Below are 25,172 nucleotides of genomic sequence, written 5' to 3'. Positions count from 1 at the left end.
ATAGCGGGGCAAGGGCCAGGGTGTCGTCAGAAAAGCCCGACACCCCGCAGGATCAGGGGCCATCGAGCGCCTTGCGCCCCAGCGCCGGGTCGTCGGTAAAGAACGCATCGATCCCGGTCGCCAGATAGGCCCGGATCTCAGCCACCGAACCGGCTTCGTTCCGCGCCGCATCCCCCGCGCCGTCGCGGAAATCTGCCGCCAGGAAGTGATTCTCCGGCCGGAACGTATACGAATGCACCTCCAGCCCGGCGGCGTGCGCGTCGTGCACCAGCGGCGCGACCGGCGCCAGCTTTCCGTCTCCGGTCAGCGGAATGATGCTGCGCGTGGACGGCCCGATGGCGTCGGCGTAGGTGGCGATGGCCTTGAGACCTTTCGGGGTCATCATCGCGCCGTAGGTGGTCGACGGCTGGTCGGCCGGGTGCTGGTCGGCCAGATCCATCAGCTGGAGCAGACGGATGTTCGGGTGATCCTTGCCCAGCTTGCCGCGCAGGTACTTCAGATTGCCGATCTCGAACGACTGGATCTCCACGGGTGCGGTGCGCGTATAGGCGTGCGCCGCCAGCGTCGCCAGCACCTTGTCTTCCATCGGCAGGCCGACGCCATGGAAATACGTCGAGTGCTTGATCTCCGGAATGATGCCGATGACCCGATGCCTGGCCGACGCTTCCGCGGCGACAAACTCGATCATCTCGTCGAAGGTCGGCACGGTGAACTGGCCGTCGTAGGCCGTGTTGGCTTTGCGGATATCCGCAAGGCGCTCTCGGGCGCGCAGCGTCTTCAGCTCGGCGAGGGTGAAGTCTTCGGTAAACCACCCCGTGATCGACTCGCCATCGACGGTCTTGGTCACCCGGCGGCTGGCGAACTCCGGATGCGAGGCCACATCGGTCGTCCCCCCGATCTCGTTTTCGTGACGCACGACCAGCACACCGTCCCTGGTGGAGACCAGATCCGGCTCGACGAAGTCGGCACCATCCTCGATGGCCACGGCGTACGAGGCCAGCGTGTGCTCCGGACGCAGCGCGCTGGCGCCGCGGTGACCGATGACGAGGACCTTCGCGGCAATCGGCTTACCGGGAGCCGGGGCGGCGGACGTGGGCATCGAGAACACTCCAAGGGCCAGGGCCAGAGCGCATGAGGATAAAGCAATCGCCTTCATCAGAAATCCGCCGACAGGGTAACGAAGCTCTGGCGTGGCGCGCTGGCATGAAACGCCAGTGCGCGGCCGTTCGGATCGGTCGCGCCGAACGCGGTCAGATTGGTCGCGTAACGATGGTCGGTGAGGTTGGTGATGTTCAGCGCCAGCGTCAGCGACTTGAGGTAGCCGATCGTACCGAAATCGTAGCCCGCGCCGAAGTCGAACGAGGTGGCGCCGGCCACACTCTGATCGTTGGTATAGGTGTAGTAGCGCTTGCCGGTGTACTTGCCACGCAGGCTGGCCGACCAGGGGCCGTAGGTGTAGCTGATCTCGCTCGAGTACATGCGCTTGGGCGTATCCACCGTGGTCTTGCCCTTCACCGGGACGACCACACCGCTGGCGACGTAGTTGTCGTCGTAGCGCGAGCGGTTGAACGAGGCGGAGTTGTACCACTCGAAGCCACGGACCGGCTTCCAGATGAAGGTGAATTCCGCGCCGCGACTGGACACCGAGCCGACGTTGACGAAGGCGGTGTTGCACTCCGGACGCGTGCCCTGCTCGATGCTCGGGCAGGGGTTGAGGGAGAGCAGACGATTGTCGAACTTCACGTCATACAACGCCACCGACGCTTCGTACGATTGACCGACGCTGCGGAAGCCACCATCGATGGAGCGCGACTGTTCGGGCTTGAGGTTGGCCTTGGTACCGTCGAACGCGCTCTGCGACACGGAGAGCGGGCCACCGGCACCGCCGCCCTGGAACGCCGCGATGTTCTTTGCATACGACAGGAACACCTCCTGGCCGGGCGCCAGCTGGAAGGCAAGACCGGCCTGCGGCAACAGCGACTTGCCCGCCTTGAGCGTGCCGTTGGCATACGGGCTTTCCACGCCCGGCGCTTCGACCGCCTTCATGGTCGTGTGCGGGCTCTTCACACCGACGTCGATGGTCAGACGATCGTCCATCGCCTTGAAGCTGTCCTGCAGGTACGCCTGTTTGGTGGTGATCGTATAGTCCTGCGAGAACAGACGACGATCCGGGTCGGACAGATAGAAATCGTCGTTGAACGGACCGTCCACGTAGTAGAAGTTGCGCTCCACGTGATGGTTGTTCTTCTCGTACCACACGCCGCCCTCGACATGATGATTGCCGAGGTCCCACGACAGCGACGCGATCGCGCCATTGCGGTTGATCGTGTAATTGGTGCTGCGCAGGGAGATCGGCAGCTCCCCGGCGGTGCCGGGGTTGGACTTCTGACCCGGCGCCCACCAGTGGCCCTGGCCCGCGTTCTCATGGTGATAAACCTGGGTATGCAGCGTCGCGCCATCGGCCACGGCGAAGTCACCCGCCACGTAGTACAGATCGTCGCGACGCAACGCGCGGCTCAGGTAGTAGGCATCGTCGGTGTTGTCGACGCCGCCGGAGTAGCCGCAACGCGAGTCGCGCACCCCACCGACCGTGTAAGCCGGCGTGCAATAGGCCGCCGCCAGGGCGCGGTTCCAGTCCGGTGCGTAGAGATTCCAGTCCCAGCCGAGGCCGCGCCTCATGCCGCTCCTGGACAGATAGGCGTAGTCGGCCTGCGCGGTCCGCGAAGTGTCCGCGAAGCCGGTGATCCGGTTGCCGTCACCGAACTCATAGACGGCCTTGCCGTTGAACTGCCTGGTCGTGGTCTTCGAGCCCGGCTGGGCCCACATGTCCGCGTCGGCCTTGATGCCGGACAGGTACATCGAAAAACCCTTGTAGTCACCCGTGTCGATGCGCGCATAGGTGCGACGGTTGTGGTCGCTGCCGAAGGTCTGCGCCGCCTTGCCACCGAAGGTCTTCGCCGGATCGGACGAGAAATACTGAATGGCGCCTCCGAGGTTGCTGGTCGACGCCGTCCCGAGCGCGCCGATGCCCTCTGACAGCTCCACCGTCGCCATGTTCTCGGCGATCAGGGCGCGCGAGATATTGAGGCCGTTGTAGTTGCCGTAGGCGTTGTCGCCCAGCGGCAGACCGTCGAGGGTGTAGCCGAGGCGCGTGGTATTGAAACCGCGCAACGTGATCGACTGGGACTCCTCGTTGGCGCCGAACGCGTCATTGGACTGCACCGAGACGCCCGGCAGGCGATTCAGGATCTTCTGAGGGCTGGTACCCGGCGGGAGAACCTTCTGATCCTGGGGCACGATGCGCTGCACCTGGCGGGTCTCGCCCTGGCCGATCACCGAGACCGCGTCCAGGTCCTGCGTCTTCGGGGGCGGCGCGTCTTCGGCGTGAGCCTGCAAGGCGATGGCGGCGGCGAGGGCGAGAAACAGGGCGCTGCGGTTGTGCTTCATCGAAAGGAAACTCGTAAAACGTAAGAAGCCTTCGAGCGTGGCCGCCCAGTGTTTAGGTTTTCTTACGAAGAGAAGAACATGTGACGCGGAGTGACGCAGGTCGCAGTTCGGCCGCGTCCCCGTACTGCAACACGCACGCCTCACCATGGCGTCCTTTAATCTCACGCGGAACCGATCCATGCGCCGACTCGCCCGCTTTGCCGCCCTGCTTCTGGTGATCCTGGCCGTGGACGCGCACGCCTCCCGCCGCGTCATCGTTTTCGTCTGGGACGGCATGCGACCGGATGCCATCAGCGAAGACGACACGCCGAATCTGGCGGCGCTGGCCAGGCAGGGCACGTATTTCGCGGACAACCACTCGACCTATCCGACCTTCACCATGGTCAATGCGTCGAGTTTCGCCACGGGCTCGTTCCCGGGGACGATCGGTTTTTACGGCAACCGCTTCTGGGCGCCGGGCGCCAGCGGTTTCGATGCGAAAGGCGCACCCAGCGACTTCGCCTCGCCGGTCTACACCGAGGACTATGCGGTACTGCGCGCGCTGGACGATCACTGGCACCACGATCTGCTCGAAGCGCCCACGTTGCTGGAGCGCGCACGCAAAGCGGGGCTGAAGACCGCTGTGGTGGGCAAATCGGGCCCGGCCTTCCTCCAGGACATCCACGAAGGCGGCGTGATCCTCGATGAGAACGTGGCGCTGCCGCTGGCCTTCGCGCAGCGACTGACGAAGGCCGGCTATCCGCTGCCGGCCAATACCGTACACGCCTACGATCCAGATCATTTCCACCTGGAGCCGGACAACGGCACGCCCACCGCGCCGTTGCCGCTGGTCACGATGAAAGACGGCTCGACCACGGACGCCTCCGATGGCGCCGGTGCACCGGCCACACCGTCCAATGCGTTCCTGATGAAGGCCTTCCTCGACTACGTTCTGCCGGTCGAGAAGCCCGATATCAGCTTCGTCTGGCTGCGCAATCCCGACGGCACCGAGCACAGTTATGGTGTGGGTTCACCGAACTTCCATCTCGCCCTGCGCGCACAGGACGAACTCCTGGGCCAGCTCCAGGCGAAGCTGAAGTCGCTGGGCATGGACGCGGATACCGATCTGGTGATCGTCTCCGACCACGCGCACAGCAACGTCGCCGGTCCTGCCGACCTGTTCCCCTTGCGTCAGATCGCCGATGGCCGTGTCGGTCGCGTCGATGCGGAATGGGGCTTCTCCACGTCGGGCGCGATTCGTCTCGCCGATGAGATGACCCACGCCGGCTTCAAGGCGTTCGACGGTTTCGGCTGCATCTACGCGCCGGTGATGTCCGGCCTCAAAGCGGATGGCGCGCAGCTGCATCCGACCCGCTTCGACGATGACGGCCGCGTTTGCGGCAAGCCCGGCCCGTATACGACGCCGTCGTACAAAGTACCGGCCGACCTGCCGAACGATGCCTTCGTCATCGCGCCGAATGGCGGCAGCGAATACCTCTACCTGCCCTCGCACGATCGCGCACGCATCGTGGAAGCCGTACGCTTCCTGCAGAGCCGCGAGATGTTCGGCGCGATTTTCGTCGACGCCCGCTACGGCAAGATCCCCGGCACACTCCCGCTGGCGGCCGTGCACCTTGAGAACACCCGTTCACCCGACATCATCGTCAGCTACGACTTCAATGCCGACGCGACCGTGCAGGGTTTCAAGGGTACGGTCTATACCAGCATGTCCAACGAGCGCGGCATGCACGGCAGCTTCAGCCCGATCGACGTGCACAACATGCTGCTGGCCAGCGGTCCGGATTTCCGCAGGAACCTGCGCAGCGAACTGCCGAGCGGCAACGTGGACGTCGCGCCGACCATCGCGGCCGTGCTGAAAATCGACCTCGGCAAGCCGGACGGGCGCGTGCTGCGCGAGGCGCTGGAAGGGCACTCGCCCGAAGGTCTGAGCGTGAAGCCCGCCGATATCGCGACCGACACCGCGACGGGCCTGGACGTGCGCCGCGTGGACGGCACGCCGATGAATCGTTCGACGTACCGCTTCGTCCTCAAGACCAGACAACTGAGCGATAACGGCAAGACCTACACCTACTTCGACCAGGCCAAGGCGGAACGCCTCCCGTAAAAGCGCGCCCCACCCCCGCGTGTAGGAGCGCGCCCCGCGCGCGAAAAGCCAACGAAGCGGCGACGCGGCACACGAGCGGCACACCCGCAACACACCCATCGCGCGCAAGGCGCGCTCCTACATGACCTTTTCTGCTAGTTTTCCGCCCCGAATCTCCTTGTTCCCACCCGGATACCCTTCGATGTTCAGATCTCTCGCGATGGCCACGCTTTCGGCCGCCCTTTTCGCTGCGTGCGCCAGCGCGCCGACCGCGGACAAGTCCGGCAAAACCGGCAGCGTGAAAGATGGCGCCACGCTCGACCTCGCCATCCTCGAGACCACCGACGTCCATTCGAACATCCTCTCGTACGACTACTACAAGCAGAAGGACGACCCAAGCTTCGGCTACGAGCGTCTCGCCACGCTGATCCGTCAGGCGCGCAAGGAGTTTCCGAACACCGTGCTGTTCGATAGCGGCGACACCATCCAGGGCTCGGTACTCGCCGATTATCAGGCACTGGTCAAGCCGGTCGGTTGCGATACCGAGCTCGGCATCTACGCCGCGATGGACGCGATCGGTTACGACGGCGGCACCGCCGGCAATCACGAGTTCAACTACGGCCTGCCGTTCCTTGCGCAGGTCACCAACACCGCGATGAACGTCGACGGCGTGAAGCCGCGGCAGTGTGCCGGCCCGAAGTTTCCGCTGGTGTTGTCCAACGTCTACAGCGTTCGTGACAAGCAGCCGATCTTCAAGCCGTGGACGATCGTGACCAAAACCGTCGAGGTGAAGAACGCCGACGGCAGCACCACGCCGACCGCGCTTCGCATCGGCATCATCGGCTTCACGCCGCCGCCGATCCTCGACTGGGACAAGCGCAACCTGCAGGGCAAGGTCACCGTCGACGGCGTCGTCGAAGCGGCCAACCGTTACATGCCGGAGGTGCTCGCGCAGAAGCCGGACCTCGTGGTCGCCATCCTGCACGGTGGCCTCAACACCGCGCCGTACACGCCGCAGATGGAGAACGGCGGGTGGTACCTCGCCGGTGTGCCGGGCATCGATGCGCTGCTGCTCGGCCATTCGCATACCGAGTTTCCGGGGCCGCGCTACATGGACATGAAAGACGTCGACGCGAAGCGCGGCATCGTCCGCGGCGTGCCTGCGGTCATGGGCGGCTTCTTCGGCAAGGATCTCGGTGTCATCAACATGACCATGACCCGCGAGAACGGTCGCTGGGTGGTGCAGAAGGACAAGAGCCACAGCCAGGTCCGTCCGATCTGCCCGAAGAAGAACGAGTGCGTGCCTGCGGATCCGGCCATCGCGCCGATCGTGAAGGAAGCGCACGACGCCGCGGTCGCGTACGTCAACACGCCGATCGGCGCGACCGATCACGACCTCACCAGCTACTTCGCCGACGAAGGCAACATGAGCGCACTGGCGGTGGTCAACGCGGCTCAGGCCGACTACGCGCGCGACGAGATCGCGCGTGAGCATCCGGAGTGGAAGGACATCCCAGTGATTTCCGCGGCCTCCGCCTTTCGTACGGGCTTCGGCGGTCCGGACGATTACACCGATGTCGCCAGGGGACCGATGACGATCCGTAACGCCGCGGATCTTTACTTCTATCCGAACACGCTGGCGGCGGTGAAGATCGACACGGCAGGGGTGAAGGCCTGGCTCGAGAAGTCGGCGACGCGCTTCAACCAGATCGATCCGTCGAAGGAAGGCGAACAGCCGCTCACCGGCAAGCTGGTGCCGTATAACTTCGACCAGATGCAGGGCGGCATCACGTACACCATCGACATCACGAAGCCGGAAGGCCAGCGTATCGGCAATCTTCGGTACAAGGGCAAGGCGATCCGGGATGGCCAGACCTTCATCGTCGTGACCAACAGCTATCGTGCGAACGGTGGTGGTGAGTTCCCCGGCATGAACGGTGAGTCCGTCGTGCTCAACGCGCCGGACGGCAACCGCGAAGTCGTGATCAAGTGGGTCGAGGCGAAGAAGACCGTGACCGCGAAGGACGTGGACAAGCGTTCGTGGAGCTTCGTGCCGGTGAAGATCAGGGGGCCGGTGACGTTTACGGCGGCGTCCGGGAAGGAAGGCGTAGCCAAGGCGCAGGGACTGGCGATCAGGCAGCTGCGCGACAATGGCGACGGTACGGCGGTTTACGCGCTGGATCTTTCGAAGCGTTGAGGTAGTCCGCGTCGCCCGCGGGGCGGGCTCCTACCGAGGCTGCGATGGACGGGGTCGCCCGCGGGGCGGGCTCCTACAAAATTACGCAGACTTGTAGGAGCCCGCCTTGCGGGCGATTCAACCTTGCCCCGCCCCCCCGGCAGCAAACCCAGATCCTCCATAGGCCATCCGGCCACGTCCGACACGCTTGACAGCCCCCATCACCCGGGCATAACGTCGGGCACATGTATCCCATCACGCCAGCGCTGCGTTTCACCACGGTCTCCACGACCGGCACGCTTGCGTCCGTGACCACCACCGCGACCACATCCACTACGACCATTACCATGGTCGGAGGATCGGAGTTCGCGCGCGCCTAGTTCCTTGTCGCTGCCGGCCCCGACCTCCCGCAGGACGGGATCGGCGCCGGAACTCCCAGCCAAGATCCCCACCTGACGTGACCACGGGCCTCTCACCGGAGGCTTTGATCGTGTCCATCGCTGTCGCATTACCCCGCTCACCCTTACGCGCCGCGCCCGTGCGCGCCGCCGTCCAGCCTCTCGTGGTGCATGTCGGCGTCGTCGGACCCGGCAAGGTCGGCAGTGCGCTGCTGAACCAGCTGCGCCTTGCGGCTCCGCGTCTGCTGCGTGACTGCAACCTCGAACTCAGCCTGCGCGCCGTAAGCGACAGCCGGCACATGTGGCTCGACTGCGACGACGACGCCCTCAACGGCCGCCAGCACGGCGCGCAGACCTGGCGCCCGGCCGAACTCGATGAGTTTGCCGCCTATGTCGCCGGGGACGGCCACCATGTCGCCGTCATCGCCGACTGCAGTGCCAGCGACCTGGTCGCCGACCACTATGCCGGCTGGCTCGGCGCCGGTATCCACGTCGTCACCCCGAACAAGCGCGCGGCCAGCGGCCCGCTCGAACGCTGGCGCAAGATCGCCGCCGCGGCCGATGCCAGCGGTGCGCACCTGTACTACGAAGGCACGGTCGGTGCCGGCCTGCCCGTCGTGCAGACCCTGCGCGACATGATCGATACGGGCGATGAGCTCACGGCCGTCGAAGGCATGCTTTCCGGCACGCTGGCCTGGCTTTTCAACCGCTTCGATGGCTCCGTACCGTTCTCGGCACTGGTCCGCGAGGCCCACGCCATGGGCTACACCGAACCCGACCCGCGCGACGACCTGTCCGGCATGGACGTGGCCCGCAAGGTTGTGATCCTCGCCCGCGAGGCCGGCGTTGCCCTGTCTCTGGACGATGTGGCCGTTCGCAGCCTGATCCCCGCCGAGCTCGCCGGGTCCTCGCGCGACGAGTTCATGGACAACCTCGAAGCGATGGATGCGCCCATGGCCGCCCTGCTCGCCGATGCCCGTATCGCGGGAGGTGTACTGCGCCACGTCGCGCGGCTCGATGGCCACCGTGCCTCGGTCGGCGTGCAGGTGGTCGACGCCGACCATGCCTTCGCCCATTCGAAGCTCACGGACAACGTGCTGCGTTTCGCCACCCGCCGATACTGCGACAATGCGCTGGTCGTCCAGGGGCCGGGTGCCGGTCCCGAGGTCACGGCCGCGGCGGTATTTACGGATCTGCTGCGCGTGGCCGGTGCCATGGGAGTAAAACGGTGCGCATGCTGAAAGAAGAATCCTCACCCCTGATCCGCGCGGATGTCGCTGTCGCCGAGGCGTATGCGAGTGTCGGCAACGTCGGCGTCGGTTTCGACATCCTGGGCCACTGCGTCGCCGGCGCGGGCGATCGCGCCGAAGTGCGCCGCATCCCCGAACGGGAGGTGCGCATCGCCGCCATCCATGGCGTGATCACCGACCTGCCGCTGGCCGCCGTGGACAACACCGCCGGCGCCGCACTGCTGTCGATGGTGCGTGCGCTCGACCTGCCCTTCGGCTTCGAACTCACCCTGCACAAGGGCATCGCGCTGGGCTCCGGTATGGGCGGCTCCGCCGCGTCCTGCGTGGCCGCCGTCGTCGCCGCCAACGCGTTGCTCGACGAGCCGCTGCCGCGCGAGGCGCTCTATCCGTTCGCGCTGGACGGCGAAGCCGTCGCCAGCGGCAGCCGTCACGGTGACAACCTCGGCCCCATGCTGCTCGGCGGACTGGTGCTGGCCACCGACAAGCGCCTCGTGCGCATCCCGGTACCGGCGGCATGGCATTGCGCCCTGGTCCATCCGCATGTGGTGCTGGAGACCCGCCGGGCGCGCGCCGCACTCGCGGGCCATTACGCGCTGGGTGAATTCGTGGCGCAAAGCGCCAACCTCGCCCTCGTGCTCGCGGGTTGCTATCGCGGCGAAGCGGCGCTGGTACGCGAGGGTCTTTCGGACGTACTGGTCGAGCCGCGACGTGCACCGCTCATTCCGGGCTTTGCCGACGTCAAGCGGGCCGCGCTGGATCACGGTGCCTTCGGCGCCAGCATTTCCGGCGCGGGGCCCAGTGTGTTCGGCTGGTTCGAAGACCGCGCCTCGGCTGACGCCGCGTCGCACGACATGCGCGCCGCGTTCGCCGCGGCTGGCCACGACAGCGACATACTGGTCGCTCCCATCGACGGCCCTGCCGCCAGGGTTCTCTGAGCATGCGCTACGTCAGTACGCGCGGCGGTGCCGCGCCCACGCGCCTTTCCGATGCCATCGCCGCGGGCATCGCCCCGGACGGCGGGCTCTACGTTCCCGAACGGATGCCGACGGTGTCGCTGCCTTTTCGCCAGGGTGACCTCGCCGGCACCGCGCTGCGGATGCTGGAACCGTTCTTCGCAGGCGATCCGCTCGAGGATGAACTGCCTGCCATCTGTGCGGAAGCCTTCGCCCATCCGACGCCCCGTCGTCAGCTGCCCGTCCACGGCGCACATGTGCTCGAGCTGTTCCATGGCCCCACGGCGGCGTTCAAGGATTTCGGGGCGCGCTTTCTCGCCGCGTGCCTCAGCCGGCTGCGTCGCGACAACGACCGGCCGCTGACCATTCTCGTCGCGACCTCCGGCGATACCGGTGCCGCGGTGGGAGCCGCCTTCCACCATCTGCCGGGCGTGCGCGTCGCCATTCTCTACCCGGACAACCGGGTATCGCCGCGACAGGCGCATCAGCTCGGCAGCTTCGGCGGCAATGTGCGTGCGCTGCGCGTGGAGGGCAGCTTCGACGACTGCCAGCGTCTCGTGAAGGCGGCGCTCGGCGACCCAGCCCTGCAATCCGACGTACCGATGTCCTCGGCGAACAGCATCAGCCTTGGCCGCCTGCTGCCACAGATGGCCTACTTCGGCCATGCCTCGCTGGAGGCCGACGAAGCGATGCACACGATCGTGCCGACGGGGAATCTCGGTAACGCGGTAGCCGCCTTGTGGGCGCGCGCGATCGGGTTACCGATCGGGGATGTGATGTTTGCCTGCAATGCCAACGATACGCTGCCGGAATTCTTCGGCGGACAGCCTTATCGCGCGCGCGATGCGGTGGCCACGATCGCCAACGCGATGGATGTCGGCGCGCCAAGCAACTTCGAGCGGCTCTGCCATTTGTTCGGCGGTGAGGAAGCGGCGCGACGCGGCGGGCACGCCGAAAGCGTCGACGACGCGGAGATCCGCGATGTTATTCGTCGCCATGCGAGTAACGACGGCGAGATCTTCTGTCCGCATACCGCGACGGCTGTCCGCGTGTTCGAGCGACATCGGCATGCCGGCGATCGACGCGCATGGACGATCGCGGCGACGGCACATCCCGCGAAGTTCGATACGGTGGTGGAGCCGTTGATAGGACGTACGGTCGCGGTGCCCGAAGCGCTGGGTGCCATGCTGTCGCGCAGGGCGATCGCGGAGCCGATGGCGGCGGACGGACGGATGTTCGCGGAGTGGTTGCGGGGCTGGTAACCAGCCCCTGCCGGCGATGCGTCCGATCAGAACTGGTAAGCGATCATCAGGCGGTTGCTCGTCCACGGCAGGTTGCCGGGATTGAGATTGTTGGTACCGCCCACCGGGTGCTCCCAGCGATCACGGATCTGCAGACCCTTCAGCACGTCGTCGAGCTTGTAGACGATGTCGACGTACAGATTGTGGCTGGTACCACGCAGATTGGTGTCGTAGTGCGCATAGGCCGCCGTGAGGCTCAGCGCGTCGTGCAGCATCAGGTAGGTCGCCTTCGCCTTCCAGGCATGTCCCGGCCCCTGCTCGACCAGGCCACGCAGCATCGACGTGGTGTACAGCGGATCGGCCGAATAGCTGTTGCTGTACGGCGAGATGATCGCGCCACCGCCCACCGCGTCGTGCTGACGCTCGAGCTTGTTGTACGCCACGTCGAACCTGGCCTTGCCGACCGACGCACCCGCATCCACGCCCCATGCCTGCGCATCGACGCGGTCGCCGGCGGCACCGGTGAGCCTGGTGTGCGTCTCGACGAGCACATTGTCAGAGCCACTGGTCTGGCGAACGATCTGCGCGCCGACGAACGGCGTGATACCGCTGTCGTTCCTGAACGTGTACATGCCGTCCACGTAGCTCATCCGGCCGAAGTGCTCGAAGTCGTAGAACCACGCCTGCGCCTTAAGGCCGCCGGTCGCGTAAGTCGTACCGATCGCCGTGGTGCCGTCCATTTCCTGCGCGGTGCGCGGCAATGCGCCGTTGTTCCCGTACATCGAGTCGTGATGGTACGTCGACGGGTAATACAGGTTGTCGTCGTTGTAGCCGCTGGAGGTTCGGCTTTTCCAGCGGAGCGTGCGGATGGCGAAAATGTCCCAGCCCCTGGCCGGTTTGAAGTCGAACATGGCCGCCTGATAGGAAGCGGGGATCGCCCGCGAGTCGAACTGCCCCATCCACGGCGTGTTGAGATACTGGTCACCGGCCCGTGCCACGAGCCAGTCGTTCGCATACTCGGCATAGGCCTGGGTAAACCCGCTGACCGCGTGGTTCGGTCCCATCAGCGAGGTATCGACCCGGCCCGGGTTATCGGCACGCGTGCCGAGCGACTGCGCCGAGAACGCGGTGGCGGCGAGACTGAAGCCACCGACCTTGCCGCTCTTCACGGTGAACAGCCCTGCCAGTGACGTGGCTCGCGTGTTGTACTGCGTGTCGGCGTCGTAATGACGAGCGAAGCTGTACAGGCGCAGTTCGCCGTTGAACGAACCGTCGCGGAAGAAATCATCGGCCTGGACGCCGGCGGCCGTGCATGCGAGTGCGACGGCGATCAGATAACGGGCGCGCATCAGTGCACCGCACCGGCGTAAAACGAGCTGACCACGGTTGTATCCCCTGCTTTGCGTTTCAAGCGCAATTTCAATTCAAGACCGGGGACGTCGCGGAAGAAGTACTTCGCTCGTCACCCACGCTTTTCGCAACTTCATGCGATTCGACTTGCAACAGCGCGGATGACGCGACGGGTTGCCCGCCCATTATCGGCAACCCTGTAACAAACTTGAAACAAAAATGACATTTCCGAGTTGAGGAAAATGCATGGCGGGACCCGGTTCGTGGGAGCGGCGGATGCCGCTCCCACGAGCTCCAGCCTCGACGTCAGGGCTCGTCCCGGTCCTCCGAGCGGGCCAGCAGTGCGCGAATCGCATCGCCCGTCTTCGCCACCACTCCCAGCGGCCCCGGCGAACCGACCTCAGGCAACTGGGCCGTGATCGACGCAAGCAGTAGGCCAAGCCTTGCTTCCGGATCGTATTTTCCTTGCGCATCGATCGACGTGCCGTCGCTGCCCTGCACCCGTCGCAGCGAACCGTCGGCGGCGTAGATCAGGGTGACCCGATCACCGATGGTGACCACGCGATCGTCATTGATGAGAAATTCGGACACCGACTCTCGGGAGACGCCGCGCACCCTGATGCCGGCATCCTCCTCATTCACGGTCCAGCGCACGCTCCGCCCGCCCTCGGTCACCTCGCGCAAGGCGAGCTTCCCGTCCTGGTAGGCATCCGAGACATCACGCTTCCCGGCAACCGCCGAAGCGCGCCCGGCCGCCTGACAGAACACGGGGAACATGTTGTCCACATCGAGCTCCCGGTTCGCGAAGGGCCCCATCGGCATGCCTAAGGCCATCATGTAGACCGAAAATCCCGGCGCGCAGGACATGTAGCCGTAGCCGCCATCGCCGCTGCTGTGCCATTCGCTGTCGCCGCCCGGCCGGTCATAGCGGAACTGATAGGTGTACGCGTAGCCGATGTCGCTGGTTCTCGCCGAGATGAGCTGGCAGTCGGGTTCGTTGAAGTGTTCGCAGCGCGCCTGCATGGCCCGGAGGCTCACCTGCATCAGGTCGGTGAAATACTCACCGGCGGCTTCGTACTCGATAAAGGGAGGGGGCGCGTCAGCCGCATGGGCGAGAGGGGTGAACGCGAGGAAGGTGCATGCCGTGAGCCGCGCAAACATGCGCGCTCCGGCCGTCCGTTGCTTGGCCATGAATCGTCCTTTGGGATACGTCGACTGGAACGTGACCAGTTTAGGTGGCGCAAAAAAACACGGTCAACGTGACCAAGTGCGACCTCCGTCACACTCCCACTAACTGTCCATTTTTCTCATTCCATGAGGGCCATACCACTTGGCCGCAAGCCGCATTCCAGCGCGGCCTGCGTAGGAAAACCACGACATCGGGCGTCTAGCCGTCCAAACGTCCTAGGAAAAAAGTTTCGCGCGAAAGTGTTGACACACGTCGACGAAGTGACATACGTTCGATGACATGACGCAGCGCACCACCCATGGCCGCTTTGACCTGAACCGCCTTCCGGCGGTCGGCAAGCTGCGTCTCGGTGGCGGCCTCCTTCTTCTTAGCCTTGTACTTATTACCTGCGGAGGTGCGGGCTGAGGGCAAGTGTCCAGGTGAATAAGCAACAAACCTGAAGACTCCTGAAGAACCCCGCACCCGGCAACGGATGCGGGGTTTTTTATTGCCCCGGGCCCGCCTCATTCACGAGCGGAGCCAGACATGAATCCAGCAAACCAGGGCAGCACCGAATCCGTCGAGAGCGACGTAGGCGGCCGCGTGCGTATCTTCGACACCACCTTGCGCGACGGCGAACAGGCCCCTGGATTCTCCATGGACCGACGAGCCAAGCTGCGCATGGCGCATGCCCTGGAAGAACTGGGTGTCGACATCATCGAGGCCGGATTCCCCCAGGCCTCACCCGACGATTTCGCCGCCGTAGCCGAGATCGCGAGATCGCTGAAGACGCCCACGGTCGCCGCGCTGGCCCGATGCCAGCCAGGCGATATCGACAGCGCGGGCAGAGCATTGCAAGGCGCGCATCACTCACGGATCCACCTGTTTCTGTCCACCAGCCCGCTGCATCGCGAACACAAGCTGGGCAAGAGCAAGCAGCAAGTCATCGACATCGCCGCCGAAGCCATCCACCGGGCGAAAGCCCTGGCCCACGAAGTCGAATTCTCCGCCGAAGATGCCCTGCGCACCGAACCGGACTACCTCGCCGAGATCTTCTCGGTCGCCGTTGAAGCCGGCGCCAGCGTCCTGAACGCTCCCGACACTGTCGGCTACGTCACCCCTGACGAAATCACCCGGATGTTCACCTACCTGTGCACCCACGTGAGAAACGCGGACAAAGTCGTGTTTTCGGCCCACTGTCATGACGATCTCGGCCTGGCCGTCGCCAACTCGCTGGCCGCCGTCGCCGCCGGTGCACGCCAGGTGGAATGCACCATCAACGGCATCGGCGAACGCGCCGGCAACGCCGCCATGGAGGAGATCGTCATGGCGCTGCACACGCGCCGCCCACTGTTCAAGGTCGATACCGGCATCGTCACCCGGCACTTCTATCCGACCTCTCGCCTGCTGGCCGAAGTGACCGGGCAGGCCGTGCCGCGCAACAAGGCGATCGTCGGCGACAACGCCTTCGCGCACGAGTCCGGCATCCACCAGCACGGGATGATCAAGCATCGGGGCACGTACGAAATCATGCGGCCACAGGACGTCGGGGCGAAAACCTCGCTGGTCCTGGGCAAGCACTCCGGTCGCCACGCGCTGCGGCAGCGCCTGGAAGAACTGGATTACGACATCGACGAAACGACGCTGGACGCCGTCTTCGATCGCTTCAAGGCGCTGGCCGACAGGCAGCGCTCGGTAACCAACGACGATCTCACCGCTCTGATGAGCGCTTACGAATTCGATACCCAGGCCGCGCCCGTCGCGGTCCAGTCCTGAGGAGGATCCATGGAAGCCCCGAAACATCTCTGGCACAACGGCCGCATCACGTCTTGGCAGGACGCCACCGTCCATGTCGGCGCACACGCGCTGCATTACGGCTCCTCCGTCTTCGAAGGCATTCGCGTGTACTCCACGCCGGATGGCCCGCGCTATTTCCGACTGGAAGAGCACACCGAGCGGCTGTTCCATTCCGCGCGTGTGTACGACCTGGTGATGCCGTACGACGCCAGGCAGATCAATCAGGCCTGTCGCGATGTCATCACCGCGAACGGACTGCAGTCCGCTTACGCGCGTCCCATCGTCTTCCGTAGCGGATTCACCTTCAGCCTGGCGCCGTCGCTCGACACCAGGGTCGACGTGTCGATCATCGCCTTGCCCTGGGGCGCTTACCATGGCGCCGACGCGATCGAGAAGGGTGTCGACGTCTGCGTCTCCTCGTGGAACCGCGCCGCGCCCAATACCTATCCCAGCGGCGCCAAGGCCGGCGGCAACTACCTCAACAGCCAGCTGATCGCGCGCGAAGCGATCAATGGCGGCTTCGCCGAGGGCATCGCGCTGGGCACCGACGGGCTGCTGAGCGAAGGCGCGGGCGAGAACCTGTTCATCGTGCGCAAGGGCGTGATCTACACGCCGCCCGCCGCCTCGTCGATCCTGTGCGGCATCACGCGGGACTCCGTACTGACGCTGGCGCGCGCGCGCGGCTTCCAGGTCATCGAACAGCCGCTGCCGCGTGAAATGCTCTACTTCGCCGACGAAGTGTTCATGACCGGTACGGCCGCCGAAGTCACCGCCGTGCGTTCGGTCGACCGCAAGCCGGTCGGCAGCGGTCGTCCGGGGCCGATCACCCGTCAGTTGCAGGACGACTTCTTCGGGCTGTTCGACGGCCGCACCGAAGACCAGTGGGGCTGGCTGTCGCCCATCGGGGAAACCGCGGACGGGAGGGTCGCGGCATGAGCGCGCGTACCCTGTTCGACAAGCTGTGGGACAGCCACCAGGTAAAAGCCGAAACGGAAAGCACGCCCGGCGTGCTCTACATCGACCTGCACCTGGTGCATGAAGTCACGTCGCCGCAGGCCTTCGACGAGTTGCGCGCACGCGGGCTGAAGGTGCGCCGCCCCGATCGCACACTCGCCACGCTGGACCATTCCACGCCGACGCTGCCCGCCGATGCGGACGGCAGGCGCCCGTATTACACGAGGGAGGCGGAAGCCCAGGTCGCGAAGCTGGAGTCCAACGTCGCCGAGTTCGGCATCGACCTCATGGGCTGGGACAGCCCGCAACGCGGCATCGTGCATGTGGCCGGACCCGAAGTGGGCGCCACGCAGCCGGGTATGACCATCGTCTGCGGCGACAGCCACACCGCCACGCACGGCGCCTTCGGCGCCCTGGCCTTCGGGATCGGCACCACGGAAGTCGGCCATGTGCTGGCCACGCAGTGCCTGCTGCAGCGGAAGCCGAAGTCCTTCGCGATCCATGTCGACGGCGCGTTGCAGCGAGGCGTCACCGCGAAAGATCTGATCCTGCACATCATCGGCCAGATCGGCATCGGTGGCGGCACCGGTTACGTGCTCGAGTACACCGGCGAAGCCATCCGCGCGCTGTCGATGGAGGAGCGCATGACGGTGTGCAACATGTCGATCGAGGCTGGCGCACGCGCAGGCCTGATCGCGCCGGACGAGACCACCTTCGACTGGCTGAAGGGCCGCGAGCGCGCGCCGTGCGGCGAAGCCTGGGACCGTGCCGTTACCGCGTGGCGTGCGCTGCCCACCGACGCAGGCGCCACCTACGACCGCGAAGTCCGCATCGACGCGTCGGCGATCCAGCCGTCGGTCACTTACGGCACCCATCCCGGCATGGTCGTGCCGATCCACGGCAACGTGCCCGCCGCCGCCGACGCGCAGGAACAGCGTGCGCTCGACTACATGAAGGTCACCGCGGGCAAGCCGATCACGGGCGAGACGGTCGACGTCGTCTTCGTCGGCAGCTGCACCAACGGTCGTCTGTCCGACCTGCGCGCCGCCGCGGAAATCCTGCGCGGCCGCACCGTCGCCGCCGGCGTGCGCATGCTGGTGGTGCCGGGCTCCGAGCAGGTACGGCGCGATGCCGAGCGCGAAGGGCTGCACGAGGTGTTCCGCGCCGCCGGTGCCGAGTGGCGCGAACCGGGCTGCTCCATGTGCATCGCCATGAACGGCGACCTCGCCCAGCCGGGCCAGCTGGTCGTCGCCACCAGCAACCGCAATTTCGAAGGTCGTCAGGGCAAGGGCGCACGCACGGTACTGGCCAGCCCGCTGGTCGCCGCCGCGTCGGCGATCGCCGGCCGAGTCGCCGACCCCCGCGATTACATGAACCAGGAAGTCGCCGCATGAGCCAGACCAGCCGCCCGCTCGCCTACGTGCATTCCCGCACGGCGGTGCTGCGTAACGAAAACATCGACACCGACCGGATCATCCCGGCGCGCTTTCTGACCACCACCGAACGTACGGGCCTGGGCAAGCATTGCTTCGAAGACTGGCGCTACGCCGCCGACGGCAGTGACGACCCCGCGTTCCCGCTGAATCAGCCTGCGGCGCGCGGTTGCTCGATCCTCGTCGCCGGCCACAACTTCGGTTGCGGCTCCTCGCGCGAACATGCGCCCTGGGCGCTGCTGGACTACGGCATCCAGGCGGTGATCTCCAGCGAGATCGCGGATATCTTCCGCGGCAATTCGCTGAAGAACGGCCTGCTGGCGATCGTGGTGAGCGAGGCCGAGCACCGCTGGCTGCTCGACAATCCCGGCGTCGAACTGCGCATCGATATCGCCGAAGGCAGCATCCGCCTGCCGGACGGCGGCACCATTCGTTTCAATCTGGACGCGTTCTCGCGTCATTGCCTGCTCAACGGCGTCGACCAGATGGGTTTCCTGCTGCAGCAGGAGGCCGACATCGCGGCGTTCGAAGCACGCATGGAGGAAGCCGCATGAAGGCCTCGATCGTCGTATTGCCGGGTGACGGTATCGGCCCGGAAGTCGCTGAGGCCGGCGTCGCCGTGCTGAGCGCCATCGCCGAACGTTTCGGCCACGAGTTCACGTTCGCCGAGCACGCCATCGGCGGGGATGCGATCGATCGCTTCGGCGATCCGCTGCCGCCGAGGACGCGTGACGCCTTGCTGGCTTCCGACGCGATCCTGCTGGGTGCCGTCGGTGGTCCGAAGTGGTCCGATCCGGCTGCGAAGGTCCGTCCCGAGCAGGGCCTGCTGGCCATGCGCAAGCTGCTGGGTGTGTTCGCCAACGTGCGCCCGCTGAAGCTGCATCCGCGCACCGCGGCGCTGTCACCGCTGAAAGCGGAGCGGACGAAGGGTGTCGACCTGGTCTTCATCCGCGAACTCACCGGTGGCATCTACTTCGGTGCGAAAACGCGCAGCGAGACCGATGCGACGGATGAATGCCGCTACAGCGTCGAAGAAGTGGAACGCGTGGTCCGCCATGCCTTCGAGCTGGCACGTACACGCCGCGGGAAGGTGACCTCGGTCGACAAGGCCAATGTGCTCGAGACATCGCGCCTGTGGCGCTCGGTGGCAACGCGCGTCGCCGCCGATTACCCCGATGTCGAGCTGGAACATCAGCTGGTCGACTCCATGGCGATGCATCTGCTGACGCGTCCCGCCGACTACGACGTCATCGTGACCGAGAACATGTTTGGCGACATCCTGACCGACGAAGCCTCGGTGCTCGCCGGCTCGCTGGGTCTGTCCCCTTCCGCGTCCATCGGCGGTCCCGGCGCGGGCGTCTACGAGCCGATCCACGGTTCCGCACCGGATATCGCCGGCCAGTCGCTGGCGAACCCGCTCGGCACGATTCTCTCCGCCGCGATGTTGCTGCGTCACTCGCTCGGTCTGGCCGACGAGGCCGCCGTGATCGAAGCCGCGGTGGATCACGTCCTGGAGCACGCCAACCTCACCCGCGACCTGGGCGGCAGCGCGAGCACGCATGACGTGACCCGCGCCGTCCTGGAAGCCTGTCACGCCAACGCGGAGGCCGCATGAACGACAAGAAGATCCCCATCCGCACGCTGCGCAGCGATGCGATCAAGACCGGTCCCGACCGCGCGCCGGCACGTGCCATGCTGCGCGCCACCGGTCTCGACGACGACGCCATCGCGCGGCCGATGGTCGCCATCGTGCACAGCTGGTCCAACGTGTCGCCGTGCAACCTCAACCTGCGTGAACTGGCGGAAGCCGCTGCCGAAGGCGTCCGCGCGGCAGGCGGCACGCCGGTCGAGTTCAACACCATCGCCGTCACCGACGGCATCGCGATGGGCACCGCCGGCATGCGTTCGTCGCTGGTCAGCCGTGAGGTGATCACCGACTCGATCGAGCTGGCTGTCGACGGTCACTGTCTGGATGCCATGGTGGTGCTGTGTGGCTGCGACAAGACCATTCCCGCCGCCGCCATGGCCCTGGCCCGCCTGAACATCCCCGGCGTCGCGCTGTACGGCGGCAGCATCGATCACGGCACGCGCAACGGCTGCGCCATCACGGTACAGCAGGTGTTCGAAGCGGTGGGCGCTCATGGCGCGGGCAAGATCGACGATGCCGAACTGGAAGACGTCGAGCGTCACGCCTGCCCCGGCGCGGGTGCCTGCGGCGGGCAGTACACCGCCAACACCATGGCGATGGTGCTGACCACGCTGGGTCTGTCGCCGGTCGGTCTCAACGATATCCCGGCGACACATCCGTCGAAGCGCGACGCCGCCTTCCGCTGTGGCGAGCTGGCGATGGAATGCCTCAACGCCGATCGCAAGCCGCGCGACATCATGACCCGCAGCGCGTTCGACAATGCCGCGCGCATGGTCGCCGGCACGGCCGGCTCCACGAACGCGGTACTGCACCTGCTCGCCATCGCCAACGAAGCGCGCGTTCCGCTGTCGATCGAAGACTTCGAGCCGGCCTCCGCGCATACGCCGGTCATCGCCGACCTCATGCCCGGCGGCCGTTACAGCGCCGTCGAACTGACCGCCGCCGGCGGCACGACCATCGTCGCCCGCGAACTGCGCAAGGGCGGCATGCTCAATGACACGCAGACCGTCACCGGCCGCAACCTGTTCGCCGAACTCGACGCCGCACCCGCGGCCACCGAGGGCCAGGAGGTCGTTCGCTCCGTCGACAGCCCCTTCAAGCCGCGTGGCGGCTACAGCATCCTCTACGGCAACCTGTCGCCCGAGGGCTGCATCCTGAAACTCGCGGGCCACGGCCGCAGCAGTCACGCCGGACCGGCCCGTGTCTTCGAGAGCGAAGAGGAAGCGTTCGCCGCCGTGAAGGCCGGACGTATCCGTGCCGGTGACGTGATGGTCATCCGCAACGAAGGACCCGCCGGCGGTCCGGGCATGCGCGAGATGCTGGCGGTGACGGCCGCCCTGATCGGTCGCGGGCTCGGCAACGATGTGGCGCTGATCACCGATGGTCGCTTCAGCGGCGCGACGCACGGATTCATGGTCGGGCACATCGCACCGGAGGCCGCGCGCGGCGGCCCGATCGGCCTGATCCGCGAGGGCGATGCGATCTTCATCGATGCCTCGACGCGGGAGCTCCGCACCGACGCGGACCTGGCATCGCGCCGCGCGGCATGGCGACCGGAGCCGCCGAAGGTCACCCGTGGCGTGCTTGCCAAGTACGCACGCCTGGTCGGCTCCGCCGCCGAGGGTGCCGTGACGCAGGCCTTCGACGACGCGCCCGCTACCGCCATCGCTAACCCGCCACGCCGCGAATACGCCGAAGACGACTGCACGCAGGAGCTCATCGGCAACTGATCGTTCCGACGACTCATCAACGGGAATCGCCAACCGATCTGGCTCCCACTCAGACAACGACGCATCAAGGAGAACACCGTGACCGACAAGCAAGCCACCACCGCCCCACTGCAGAACGCCCGTATCGCCGTCCTCGGCTACGGCAGCCAGGGCCGCGCGCATGCCCTCAACCTGAAGGACTCCGGGCTCGACGTCGTCGTCGGCCTGCGCGCCGGCGGCCCGTCCTGGAGCCGCGCCTATAACGACGGCTTCGCGGTCGCCGAGCCCGCCGACGCCGTGCGCGGCGCCGACCTGATCGCCGTGCTGACTCCGGACATGACCCAGCCTGGCATCTACAAGAACGCTATCGAAGCCAACATCAAGGCGGGTGCCACGTTGCTGTTCGCGCACGGCTTCAACATCCACTTCGGCCAGATCGAACCGCGCAAGGACATCGATGTGGTGCTGGTCGCGCCGAAGGGTCCCGGCGCACTCGTCCGTCGCGAGTACGAGATCGGTCGCGGCGTCCCGTGCCTGTACGCCGTGCACCAGGATGCGACCGGTCACGCGACCGAGCGTGCCACCGCCTATGCGGCCGGCATCGGCGGCGCCCGCGCCATGCTGATCGAGACCGACTTCAAGGAAGAAACCGAGACCGATCTGTTCGGCGAGCAGGCCGTCCTTTGCGGTGGTGCGACCGAGCTGGTGATCAAGGGTTTCGAGACCCTGACCGAAGCCGGCTACCGCCCGGAGATCGCCTATTACGAAGTGATGCATGAGCTGAAGCTGATCGTCGACCTGTTCTACGAGGGCGGCATCGCGCGCATGCTCGAGTTCATCTCGGAGACGGCCCAGTACGGCGATTACACCCGCGGTCCGCGCGTGATCGACGCCAGCACCAAGGAGCGCATGAAGGCCGTGCTCAAGGACATCCAGGACGGCACCTTCGCGCGTGAGTGGACAGCCGAATACAAGGCGGGCCTGCCGAACTACAAGAAGTTCAAACAGGCGGATCTGGATCACCCGATCGAGAAGGTCGGCGCCCAGTTGCGTGCCCGTATGCCGTGGCTGCAGGCGAATCAGCCGAAGGCCCCCGCCGAAGCGGCCAAAACCGCGGAATAACCGAGAAACCCTGTAGGAGAGCGCGCTGCGCGCGATGTCCCTCAGTCGCGCGCACGGCGCGCTCCTACACGCCGCCAAAGGAATCGATATCAACGTGAACGCGCAACTGGATACCGTCGGCGAAACCCGCCGCATCGCATCGAATCACCCGCTCGCCGGTCAGGCCATGACCGGTGCCGACATCGTCGTGCAAGTGCTTGCCGACGAGGGCCTCGACGTACTCTTCGGTTACTCCGGCGGCGCGATCCTTCCCGTATACGATGCGGTGTTCCGTTACAACGCGGAGCATACGAAAGACAACGGCAACGAACCGATGCCGCTCATCGTCCCCGCCAACGAACAAGGGGCCTGCTTCATGGCCGCCGGCTATGCCCGTGCCTCCGGGCGGGTGGGTGTGGCCCTGGTCACCTCCGGCCCCGGTGCGACCAACGCCGTGACTCCGGTGCGCGACTGCATGGCCGACTCCATTCCCGTCGTCGTGATCTGCGGCCAGGTGCCAACGGGCGCCATCGGCACCGATGCCTTTCAGGAGGCGCCGATCAGCACGATCATGGGCGCGTGCGCCAAGCACGTCTTCCTGGTCACGGACGCCTCCACGCTCGAAGCCACGTTGCGTACCGCGTTCCATATCGCGCGCAGCGGCCGTCCCGGCCCCGTGGTGATCGATATCCCCAAGGACGTGCAGAACGCACCCCTCATTTTCGAAGGCCGCCGCGAATTACCCGTGCGCGGCTATCGCTCGCGGCTGCGCGCCGTGGAGTCGGCGACTATCGCCGACGCCCATTGCGCGAGCTTCTTCGACGCCCTGGCCAGGGCCGAACGCCCCCTGATTTACGCGGGCGGCGGCATCATCGCGGCGGGCGCGTCATCCATCCTCCGTGAGTTCGCACACGCCTTCGGCATTCCGGTGGTCACCACACTCATGGGCATCGGCGGCTTCGACACCACCGACCCGCTCGCGCTGCACATGCTGGGCATGCACGGCGCGGCGTATGCCAACTATGCGATGGACGACAGCGACTTCGTCTTCGCCCTCGGCGCGCGCTTCGACGACCGCGTCGTGGGCGTGCCGACGAAGTTCGCACCGAGCGCACGCGCCATCGCGCAGATCGACATCGATCCCGCCGAGATCGGCAAGGTCAAGTCGGTGGACTGGCACCACGTCGGCTCGCTCGACGTGTCGCTCCAGCGACTGCTGGATTACGGCAGGCGCATCGGATTCAAACCCGACTACACGGCATGGCACGACCATGTCGGCGCATTGAAGACCACACACGCGATGAATTTTTGCCGGGACGGCGAGACCATCCAGCCTTGCGCGGTCATCCAGGCGATCAATCGCATCACGGACGGCCGCGCCATCATCAGTACGGGCGTGGGCCAGCACCAGATGTGGGCCGCGCAGTATTTCGATTTTCGCGAGCCCAGACACTGGCTCACCTCGGGCTCGATGGGCACCATGGGCTTTGGTTTGCCCGCCGCCATCGGCGCCCAGTTCGCGCGGCGCGACCTGACCGTCATCGACATCGATGGCGACGCCAGCATCCGCATGAACATCGGCGAGATGGAGACGGTCACCACCTATGGCCTGCCGGTAAAGGTCGTCGTGCTCAACAACAGCGGCGACGGCATGGTTCGTCAGTGGCAAAAGCTGTTCTTCAAGGGCCGCTTCTCCGCATCTGACAAGAGCCTGCACAAGAAGGATTTCGTGCGCGCCGCGCAGGCGGATGGCTTCGAATGGGCGCAGCGCCTCGACGACCCTGCCGCCATCGACGCGACGATCGCCGATTTCCTTGCCTTCGACGGCCCCGCGTTCCTGGAAGTCGTGATCGATGCCGACGCCGGCGTCTATCCGATGGTCGGCCCGGGCGCCACCTACGCCGAGATGATCACCGGCGACTGGATCGCCAGCCGCAACCCGCCGATCGCCTCCACCGCCGAACCTACAGGGATGTTCTGACCATGCGCCACCTGATCTCCATGCTGTTGCAGAACGAAGCCGGCGCCCTGGCGCGTGTGGCGGGCCTGTTCGCATCGCGTGGCTACAACATCGAATCGCTGACGGTAGCCGCCACGCACGACGTGGACGCCTCGCGACTCACGCTGGTGATCTTCGGCGACGACGACGTGGTCGAGCAGATCATCAAGCAGTCGGCCAAACTGATCGACGTGATCGAGATCGCCGAACTCACGCGCCGCGAACACGTGGAACGCGAGCTGCTGGTGGCGCGCATCGAGGCCAGCCACGCCGCGGTCGATCTCTGCCTCGCGCAGTTCGGCGGGCGCATGCTGCAACGCGCGGCGGGTCAGTCGGTGGTCGAGTACACGGGGCGCGCCGACGAAGTGGATGCGTTTCTTGTCGCACTGCGTGTCGCGGGCGAGATCGTCGATCATGCGCGGAGCGGGATCGCCGCGATCGAAAGACCGCTGGCGATCGCCTGAC

16 protein-coding genes and 2 pseudogenes are annotated in these 25,172 nt (G+C 65.9%); 14 read left to right on the top strand and 4 right to left on the bottom strand.

The genetic code is table 11. The annotated features are described in order from the left end of the window. Positions 1–52: 52 nt before the first annotated feature. Both BLT40_RS18945 and BLT40_RS18940 read right to left on the bottom strand, forming a co-directional pair. On the bottom strand, positions 53–1,099 hold the full coding sequence (locus BLT40_RS18945; protein ID WP_090355913.1) for a glycerophosphodiester phosphodiesterase: 1,047 nt from the start codon (positions 1,097–1,099) through the stop codon (positions 53–55). Between the two features lie 56 nt (positions 1,100–1,155). Continuing rightward, positions 1,156–3,447, bottom strand: coding sequence for a TonB-dependent receptor (locus BLT40_RS18940; RefSeq protein ID WP_090355909.1), 2,292 nt, complete (start codon positions 3,445–3,447; stop codon positions 1,156–1,158). Positions 3,448–3,625: 178 nt separating this feature from the next. Between BLT40_RS18940 and BLT40_RS18935 the strand changes: the two genes are divergently transcribed. From BLT40_RS18935 to thrC, 5 genes and pseudogenes are all read left to right on the top strand, one after another. Next, the gene (locus BLT40_RS18935) at positions 3,626–5,551 is read left to right on the top strand and encodes an alkaline phosphatase family protein (RefSeq protein ID WP_176809218.1); all 1,926 of its coding nucleotides are present in this window, start codon (positions 3,626–3,628) and stop codon (positions 5,549–5,551) included. 181 nt (positions 5,552–5,732) lie between these two features. After that, positions 5,733–7,727 (top strand): bifunctional 2',3'-cyclic-nucleotide 2'-phosphodiesterase/3'-nucleotidase, encoded by a 1,995-nt coding sequence (locus tag BLT40_RS18930; RefSeq protein ID WP_090355901.1) that lies wholly within the window; start codon positions 5,733–5,735, stop codon positions 7,725–7,727. Between the two features lie 550 nt (positions 7,728–8,277). Next, positions 8,278–9,345 (top strand): annotated as a pseudogene (locus BLT40_RS18925) (homoserine dehydrogenase); the annotation flags it as partial. Continuing rightward, complete coding sequence (locus BLT40_RS18920) at positions 9,339–10,289, top strand: homoserine kinase (RefSeq protein WP_090355974.1); 951 nt, start codon at positions 9,339–9,341, stop codon at positions 10,287–10,289. The pseudogene BLT40_RS18925 and the gene BLT40_RS18920, both read left to right, overlap by 7 nt. Positions 10,290–10,291: 2 nt before the next feature. Then, positions 10,292–11,569, top strand: a complete 1,278-nt coding sequence (thrC, locus tag BLT40_RS18915) for a threonine synthase (RefSeq protein ID WP_090355896.1) — start codon at positions 10,292–10,294, stop codon at positions 11,567–11,569. A 26-nt stretch (positions 11,570–11,595) separates the two neighbouring features. On the opposite strand, the gene BLT40_RS18910 is transcribed toward thrC, so the two are convergent. Together BLT40_RS18910 and BLT40_RS18905 are read right to left on the bottom strand one after the other, a co-directional pair. Further along, a complete protein-coding gene (locus tag BLT40_RS18910; protein ID WP_090355890.1) occupies positions 11,596–12,897 on the bottom strand; it encodes an OprD family porin in 1,302 nt (433 codons plus the stop codon). A 307-nt stretch (positions 12,898–13,204) separates the two neighbouring features. Beyond that, positions 13,205–14,089 carry a hypothetical protein gene (locus BLT40_RS18905; protein WP_090355887.1) on the bottom strand — a complete coding sequence of 295 codons (885 nt, stop codon included), beginning with the start codon at positions 14,087–14,089 and terminating at the stop codon, positions 13,205–13,207. A 523-nt stretch (positions 14,090–14,612) separates the two neighbouring features. Between BLT40_RS18905 and BLT40_RS18900 the strand changes: the two are divergent. The 9 genes and pseudogenes from BLT40_RS18900 to ilvN form a co-directional block, all read left to right on the top strand. Continuing rightward, positions 14,613–15,788, top strand: a pseudogene (locus tag BLT40_RS18900) (2-isopropylmalate synthase); the annotation flags it as partial. Between the two features lie 63 nt (positions 15,789–15,851). Further along, positions 15,852–16,799, top strand: a complete 948-nt coding sequence (locus BLT40_RS18895) for a branched-chain amino acid transaminase (protein ID WP_090355878.1) — start codon at positions 15,852–15,854, stop codon at positions 16,797–16,799. Beyond that, positions 16,796–18,211 (top strand): 3-isopropylmalate dehydratase large subunit, encoded by a 1,416-nt coding sequence (gene leuC / locus BLT40_RS18890; protein WP_090355875.1) that lies wholly within the window; start codon positions 16,796–16,798, stop codon positions 18,209–18,211. Before BLT40_RS18895 ends, leuC begins: the two co-directional genes overlap by 4 nt. Then, positions 18,208–18,804 carry a 3-isopropylmalate dehydratase small subunit gene (gene leuD, locus BLT40_RS18885; RefSeq protein ID WP_036116577.1) on the top strand — a complete coding sequence of 199 codons (597 nt, stop codon included), beginning with the start codon at positions 18,208–18,210 and terminating at the stop codon, positions 18,802–18,804. Before leuC ends, leuD begins: the two co-directional genes overlap by 4 nt. Continuing rightward, on the top strand, positions 18,801–19,865 hold the full coding sequence (gene leuB, locus BLT40_RS18880) for a 3-isopropylmalate dehydrogenase (protein ID WP_090355871.1): 1,065 nt from the start codon (positions 18,801–18,803) through the stop codon (positions 19,863–19,865). The genes leuD and leuB overlap by 4 nt, the downstream gene beginning before the upstream one ends. A gap of 26 nt (positions 19,866–19,891) precedes the next feature. Beyond that, positions 19,892–21,628, top strand: a complete 1,737-nt coding sequence (gene ilvD, locus BLT40_RS18875) for a dihydroxy-acid dehydratase (protein WP_090355970.1) — start codon at positions 19,892–19,894, stop codon at positions 21,626–21,628. Positions 21,629–21,706: 78 nt separating this feature from the next. Beyond that, positions 21,707–22,729 carry a ketol-acid reductoisomerase gene (gene ilvC / locus BLT40_RS18870; protein WP_090355867.1) on the top strand — a complete coding sequence of 341 codons (1,023 nt, stop codon included), beginning with the start codon at positions 21,707–21,709 and terminating at the stop codon, positions 22,727–22,729. A gap of 166 nt (positions 22,730–22,895) precedes the next feature. Beyond that, positions 22,896–24,689 carry a biosynthetic-type acetolactate synthase large subunit gene (ilvB, locus tag BLT40_RS18865; RefSeq protein ID WP_090355966.1) on the top strand — a complete coding sequence of 598 codons (1,794 nt, stop codon included), beginning with the start codon at positions 22,896–22,898 and terminating at the stop codon, positions 24,687–24,689. Positions 24,690–24,691: 2 nt separating this feature from the next. Next, positions 24,692–25,171, top strand: coding sequence for an acetolactate synthase small subunit (ilvN, locus tag BLT40_RS18860; protein WP_079522793.1), 480 nt, complete (start codon positions 24,692–24,694; stop codon positions 25,169–25,171). The last annotated feature ends 1 nt before the right edge of the window (position 25,172 follow it).

The sequence above is a fragment of the Dyella sp. 333MFSha genome, from assembly GCF_900102405.1.
Taxonomy (GTDB): domain Bacteria; phylum Pseudomonadota; class Gammaproteobacteria; order Xanthomonadales; family Rhodanobacteraceae; genus Luteibacter; species Luteibacter mycovicinus.
Note: the sequence above shows the minus strand (reverse complement) of the source record. Positions and strands in the feature narration are given on the sequence as shown.

Excerpts from the sequence above, each read along its gene's own strand:
- BLT40_RS18945 (WP_090355913.1), bottom strand. The coding sequence starts at position 1,099 with ATGCCCACGTCCGCCGCCCCGGCTCCCGGTAAGCCGATTGCCGCGAAG.
- BLT40_RS18940 (WP_090355909.1), bottom strand. The coding sequence starts at position 3,447 with ATGAAGCACAACCGCAGCGCCCTGTTTCTCGCCCTCGCCGCCGCCATC.
- BLT40_RS18935 (WP_176809218.1), top strand. The coding sequence starts at position 3,626 with ATGCGCCGACTCGCCCGCTTTGCCGCCCTGCTTCTGGTGATCCTGGCC.
- BLT40_RS18930 (WP_090355901.1), top strand. The coding sequence starts at position 5,733 with ATGTTCAGATCTCTCGCGATGGCCACGCTTTCGGCCGCCCTTTTCGCT.
- BLT40_RS18920 (WP_090355974.1), top strand. The coding sequence starts at position 9,339 with ATGCTGAAAGAAGAATCCTCACCCCTGATCCGCGCGGATGTCGCTGTC.
- thrC (WP_090355896.1), top strand. The coding sequence starts at position 10,292 with ATGCGCTACGTCAGTACGCGCGGCGGTGCCGCGCCCACGCGCCTTTCC.
- BLT40_RS18910 (WP_090355890.1), bottom strand. The coding sequence starts at position 12,897 with ATGCGCGCCCGTTATCTGATCGCCGTCGCACTCGCATGCACGGCCGCC.
- BLT40_RS18905 (WP_090355887.1), bottom strand. The coding sequence starts at position 14,089 with ATGGCCAAGCAACGGACGGCCGGAGCGCGCATGTTTGCGCGGCTCACG.
- BLT40_RS18895 (WP_090355878.1), top strand. The coding sequence starts at position 15,852 with ATGGAAGCCCCGAAACATCTCTGGCACAACGGCCGCATCACGTCTTGG.
- leuC (WP_090355875.1), top strand. The coding sequence starts at position 16,796 with ATGAGCGCGCGTACCCTGTTCGACAAGCTGTGGGACAGCCACCAGGTA.
- leuD (WP_036116577.1), top strand. The coding sequence starts at position 18,208 with ATGAGCCAGACCAGCCGCCCGCTCGCCTACGTGCATTCCCGCACGGCG.
- leuB (WP_090355871.1), top strand. The coding sequence starts at position 18,801 with ATGAAGGCCTCGATCGTCGTATTGCCGGGTGACGGTATCGGCCCGGAA.
- ilvB (WP_090355966.1), top strand. The coding sequence starts at position 22,896 with ATGACCGGTGCCGACATCGTCGTGCAAGTGCTTGCCGACGAGGGCCTC.
- ilvN (WP_079522793.1), top strand. The coding sequence starts at position 24,692 with ATGCGCCACCTGATCTCCATGCTGTTGCAGAACGAAGCCGGCGCCCTG.